Here is a 4,790-nt window from a genome sequence, read left to right on the forward strand (position 1 = left end):
GCCGGACTTTCTATGGTGGTGTGGCTTTAGCCGCCACGGAGAACATCAATCTTCAGGCGGCGTAGCCGCCATAGCCACGCGCAACGGCGTGCACGCCCGCCACCGGCTCGAGGTCCGGCCACAGGATGCCGGCGGCTTGCGCGAATTCGAGCAACGCCCGGCGCGCCTGCTCGACGCTCACATAACCTGGAACGGCCAGATCACATGTCTCCACCGCGTTTCGGTAAAGCGGGCCGCGGCGGGAGGTCGTCCAATTGGTGAGGAAATCGTGCATTTCGGCCAGCGAGGCAATCTCGCGCTTGAAGCCGAGGCCGACCGACAGTGCGACCGGTGAATGAAACAGCTTGTCGTGCATGAAGCGGGCTCCTGGTTTTTCGCGCGCTTGGAGAGATATCCGGGCGGGTCCGCGAACGGGACGCCGTGAAACGCGCAATGAGGCCGGAGGTTCCAGCTTGGGACTTGGCGATTTTTTTGATTGTGCCTGGTCGGCGAAGTTATCAATTCACAGCGCAACGATCGCGTGCCGGACGCTCAACGGCTCCGCAGCCCCCTTGGCGACGGCAGGCTCTCCAAAATCCCGAAGGAGCCATCGAGATCGCTTGCCGCCTTGAGGCTCACGCCTTCTTCACGAACTCGGTCTTGAGCACCAGGCCTTTCACTTGCTTGGTGTTGCATTCGATCTCGCCGGGATTGCCGTTCAGGCGGATGGCCTTCACCAACGTGCCGCGCTTGATCGTCTCCGAAGTGCCTTTGACTTTGAGGTCTTTGATCAGCGTTACGGAATCACCGTCATTCAATTGAGCGCCATTGCTGTCGCGCACGATTACATCGTTCGGCATGCCATCTCCTGTGATTTGGATCCCACTACCAGATCAGATGAGAATCCCAAAACCGATGACGACCGGCAAGTCTTCGACGCCCAAGGTGGATGAACGCTTGGGGGAAGTCCGGCATCGTCTGCAGGTACCGCTGCCAGATCTGATCCATGACCGTGGTCGGCGTGGCACATCGAAGCCGGCGCCGCCGACAACCTCCTCGATCTCCGCCACCACGCGTGAATCCGTCGCCTGCCGCATCTCGGCTTCCGCTCTGCGCCATCGAGCGGATTGGCAGCTACGCCTGTTTGTCGTCCGGATGGCCAAGCTCGCAGAACCACCCGCCCAGATACTTCACCGATGGCGCCTTGGGATCCGGAACCTGCGTTTTCGCCTCGACCGCGGCGCGGAACGGCTCGGCACTATCCTGCGGAGAAAACCCCAGATGGTTGGCGCCGCTGTTGTCGACCGTTTTCACCTTGTTGTCGGAAAGGCCGAAGGAGATCGTATGGCCGACGCGCGGCGCGGTGAGAGCTGCCTCGACCAGACGCACACAATCGGCGAAGGAGAGGTATGACCACAGCATGCGACGGTCCGCCGGTTCGGGGAAGGACGAAAAGATGCGCAGGCACGCCGTCTCGATGCCGAACTTGTCCCAGTAAAGCCGGCTCAGGCTCTCGACGAAGTTCTTCGACACGCCATAGAGGCTGTCGGGACGCACCGGCGCGTCGACGCCGATATGCGCCTCGACCTCGTGATAGCCGACGGCATGCACGGAGGAGGCATAGATGACTCGTTTCACGCCGTGTTTCCGGGCGCCCTCGTAGATGTGATAGGAGCCGCGGATGCTGGAATCCAGGATGGTTTGCCATTCGCATTCGAGTGGTGCGCCGCCGAAATGCACGATCGCATCGCAATCCTTGGTGGCGGCAAACGTCGCCTCCATATCGGCGAGGTCGAAGACCGCTTCTTCCTCGTGTGGAGCAAGATCGCCGAACGGTTCGCGGCCGGCCAGGCGGATCGTTTTTGCCAGCGGCACCAGCCCCTTTCGCAGTTCCGAACCGAGGCGGCCGGCCGCGCCGGTGATCAGGATGCGTTCGTAATGCGGCATGATTTACTCCACTTGCGCGACGGCGGCGTTGATGCGCGCGATCGCTTCGGTCAGCACCTCTTCGCCGGTCGCGGTCGAGATGCGGAAATAGGGGGAAAGTCCATAGGCGGCGCCCGGCACCGAGGCCACGCGCCCTTCGTTCAGGAGATAATTCGCCACTGCCGTGTCGTCCTCGAGCACGACGCCTTTTGGGGTCCTGCGGCCGATCAGGCTGGCGCATCCGATATAGGCATAGAAGGCGCCTTCCGGTGGCGAAAGCGTAAGACCGTTGATCCGCCTGATGCCGTCGACGACAAGGTCGCGGCGCGCCTCGAACGCCTGCCGAAAGCGTGCCACCTCGTCCTGGGGGCCGTTGAGCGCGGCCACCGTCGCCGCTTGCGCGATCGAGCAGACGGACGTGCAGGACTGGCTCTGGATGATCGCCATCGCCCTGGTGAGCGGCGCCGGCCCGGCGGCATAGCCGACACGCCACCCGGTCATCGCATAGGATTTGGAGACGCCGTTGACGATCAGGGTGCGGTCCCTGAGTTCCGGGCAAGCCTTGCCGAAGGAGACGAAGTCGCGTCCGTCGAACAGGATGTGCTCGTAAATCTCGTCGGAAAGCACCAGCACCTGCGGATGCCTTGCCAAAACCGCTCCGAGTGCCCGCAGGTCCGATTGCGAATATATGGCGCCGGAGGGGTTGCCGGGCATGTTGAGGAACAGCCATTTCGTCCTTGGAGTGATGGCTTTTTCGAGCAGCTCCGGCGTCAGCCGGAAGCCGGAAGTTTCCGGGCACTCGATAACGACAGGCCTGCCGCCGAGCAGCTTCACCATCTCGGGATAGGAGACGAAGTAGGGCGCCGGCAGGACCGCTTCGTCACCAGACTCCAGCGTCGCCATCAGCGCGTTGAAGATGATCTGCTTGGCGCCATTGGCCACGACGACGTCGTCCGCCGTGTAGTCCAGTCCGTTTTCGCGGCGGAACTTGCCGGCCACGGCTTCGCGCACCTCGGCCGTGCCGGCGGCACCCGTGTATAGCGTCTGGCCGGCCTTCGCGGCGAAATGCGCCGCTTCGATGATATGGCTCGGTGTCGGGAAATCCGGCTCGCCCAGGCCAAGATCGATCACGTCGACGCCCTTGGCGCGCAGGGCCTTGGCTGCCTGCGAAGCAGCCATGGACGCCGACGGCTTCACCGCAGACAGGCGCGAGGCAATGTAGCTCATTTGCCGTTCTCCGAAATGTATTCCTTGGAGCGGTCGTTCGCCCGCGCCTCGGTGCTGCGCTTGGACGGATCGCCATAGCCGCCGCCGCCCGGCAATTGGAGGATCAGCCGACGGCCGGCCGGAACATGCTGCCAGCCTTTGGGTCGCATCTGCGTGCCATCGTCCAGCCTGACCACGCCGGCCACTCCAGGCCCGCCGCCGTTGCGCCCGTGGGCGGGATGATTGACGCGGTCGAACATGGCCGAGAAGTCGAATTCATGGCCCTCGATCGCCTCGATTTCGATAACCTGCCCGAGCCCGCCGCGGAACTCGCCGTCGCCGCCGGAATCGGGCCGCAGCTCCTTGCGCCAGATGACGATCGGCCCGGTGTGCTCCGTTGCCTCGATCGGCATCGTATGGACGCCGGAGGGGAAGGCCGTCGCCGACAGTCCGTCGAGACCGGGGCGCGCGCCCATGCCGCCGGAATTGAACATCAGCACCTCGGCACGGCGGCCCGAACCGCCGGAGACCGGCCGAACCGAGATATGGATGTTCCACAGTGCGCCGGCGCCCTCGGCAAGGATCTTGCCGGGCATCGCCTTGGCGATCGCGCCGAGCACCAGATCGGGAACCATGTGGCCGAAGATGTGCCTGAGCGCCACCGGCGCCGGCCGCACGGCGTTCAGGATGTTGACCGGAGACGACACGGTGAAGAAGGCGAGCGACGCGGCATTGTTAGGAATATCGGGCGCCACCACGCATTTCAACGCGTAGCAGGCATAGGCCTTGCTGTAGATGATCGGGCAGTTGATGCCCCATCGGCTCATCGGGTCGGTACCGGTGAAATCGACCTCGACGCCGGCGTCCCTAACCGTGACCGTCGCCGCGAGTTTCACCGGCTCGTCGTAGCCGTCGGTCACCAGCGCGTTCGACCAGCTGCCTTTGGGCATCGCCTTGATGCGTTCGACCAAGGCGTCGCGGGTGCGCGAGAAGATGAACTCGCCAAGCCCGTCCAGCGATGCCAGGCCGATCTCCTTCATCATGTCGACGAGGCGTCGGTGGCCGACTTCGTTGCAGGCGGCGAGCGAATAGAAATCGCCGACGACCTGGTTCGGCTCGCGGACGTTGGCGCGCAGGATCCTGACGAGATCGAGATTGACCTTGCCCTTCTCCGCGAACTTCATGATCGGGATCTGGATGCCTTCCTCGTAGACCGACTTGCCGTCAGCGCCGAAGCCGCGCCCACCGACATCGACCACATGTGCCGTGCAGGCGAAGAACGCAACCAATTCGCCGTTCAGGAACGACGGCGACACCATGGTGATATCGTGCAGGTGGCCCGTGCCCAACCAGGGGTCATTGGTGACGTAGGTGTCACCCTCGAACATGGTTTCGCGCGGGATTTCGTTCATGAAATGCAGCACCGCCTCGGCCATGGTGTTGACATGGCCGGGCGTTCCCGTCACCGCCTGTGCCAGCATCTGGCCGCGGGGATCGAACACGCCTGCCGACAGATCGCCGGATTCGCGCACCGATGTCGAGAAAGCCGTGCGCAGCAAGGTGAGGGCCTGCTCCTCGACCACCGAGATCAACCGGTTCCACATGACCTGCATGCGGATTTCACTGATGTCGCTCATGCCTGGCTGCCTTTGCGGATCAGAAGGATCGCGCCGTCGCTC

Annotated in this window: 5 protein-coding genes; all 5 read right to left on the bottom strand. The window is 63.5% G+C overall.

Features of this window, described 5'->3' with window-relative positions:
• Nucleotides 1-52: 52 nt before the first annotated feature.
• The gene (locus EN939_RS21260) at nt 53-355 is read right to left on the bottom strand and encodes a DUF982 domain-containing protein (protein WP_127269540.1); all 303 of its coding nucleotides are present in this window, start codon (nt 353-355) and stop codon (nt 53-55) included.
• Between the two features lie 259 nt (nt 356-614).
• On the bottom strand, nt 615-839 hold the full coding sequence (locus tag EN939_RS21265) for an alkylphosphonate utilization protein (protein WP_013529641.1): 225 nt from the start codon (nt 837-839) through the stop codon (nt 615-617).
• A gap of 274 nt (nt 840-1,113) precedes the next feature.
• Nucleotides 1,114-1,926: an NAD-dependent epimerase/dehydratase family protein gene (locus tag EN939_RS21270; protein WP_127269541.1), complete on the bottom strand. Its 813-nt coding sequence runs from the start codon at nt 1,924-1,926 to the stop codon at nt 1,114-1,116.
• A gap of 3 nt (nt 1,927-1,929) precedes the next feature.
• Nucleotides 1,930-3,132: a pyridoxal phosphate-dependent aminotransferase gene (locus tag EN939_RS21275; protein ID WP_127269542.1), complete on the bottom strand. Its 1,203-nt coding sequence runs from the start codon at nt 3,130-3,132 to the stop codon at nt 1,930-1,932.
• Complete coding sequence (locus EN939_RS21280; protein WP_127269543.1) at nt 3,129-4,748, bottom strand: hydantoinase B/oxoprolinase family protein; 1,620 nt, start codon at nt 4,746-4,748, stop codon at nt 3,129-3,131. Before EN939_RS21280 ends, EN939_RS21275 begins: the two co-directional genes overlap by 4 nt.
• Between the last annotated feature and the right edge of the window lie 42 nt (nt 4,749-4,790).

The organism is Mesorhizobium sp. M7A.F.Ca.CA.002.05.1.1, assembly GCF_003998335.1.
In the GTDB taxonomy this organism is placed as follows: domain Bacteria; phylum Pseudomonadota; class Alphaproteobacteria; order Rhizobiales; family Rhizobiaceae; genus Mesorhizobium.

What these genes read in the sequence shown, in the direction of transcription:
- EN939_RS21260 (WP_127269540.1), bottom strand. Translation starts at nt 355, where the DNA reads ATGCACGACAAGCTGTTTCATTCACCGGTCGCACTGTCGGTCGGCCTC.
- EN939_RS21265 (WP_013529641.1), bottom strand. Translation starts at nt 839, where the DNA reads ATGCCGAACGATGTAATCGTGCGCGACAGCAATGGCGCTCAATTGAAT.
- EN939_RS21270 (WP_127269541.1), bottom strand. Translation starts at nt 1,926, where the DNA reads ATGCCGCATTACGAACGCATCCTGATCACCGGCGCGGCCGGCCGCCTC.
- EN939_RS21275 (WP_127269542.1), bottom strand. Translation starts at nt 3,132, where the DNA reads ATGAGCTACATTGCCTCGCGCCTGTCTGCGGTGAAGCCGTCGGCGTCC.
- EN939_RS21280 (WP_127269543.1), bottom strand. Translation starts at nt 4,748, where the DNA reads ATGAGCGACATCAGTGAAATCCGCATGCAGGTCATGTGGAACCGGTTG.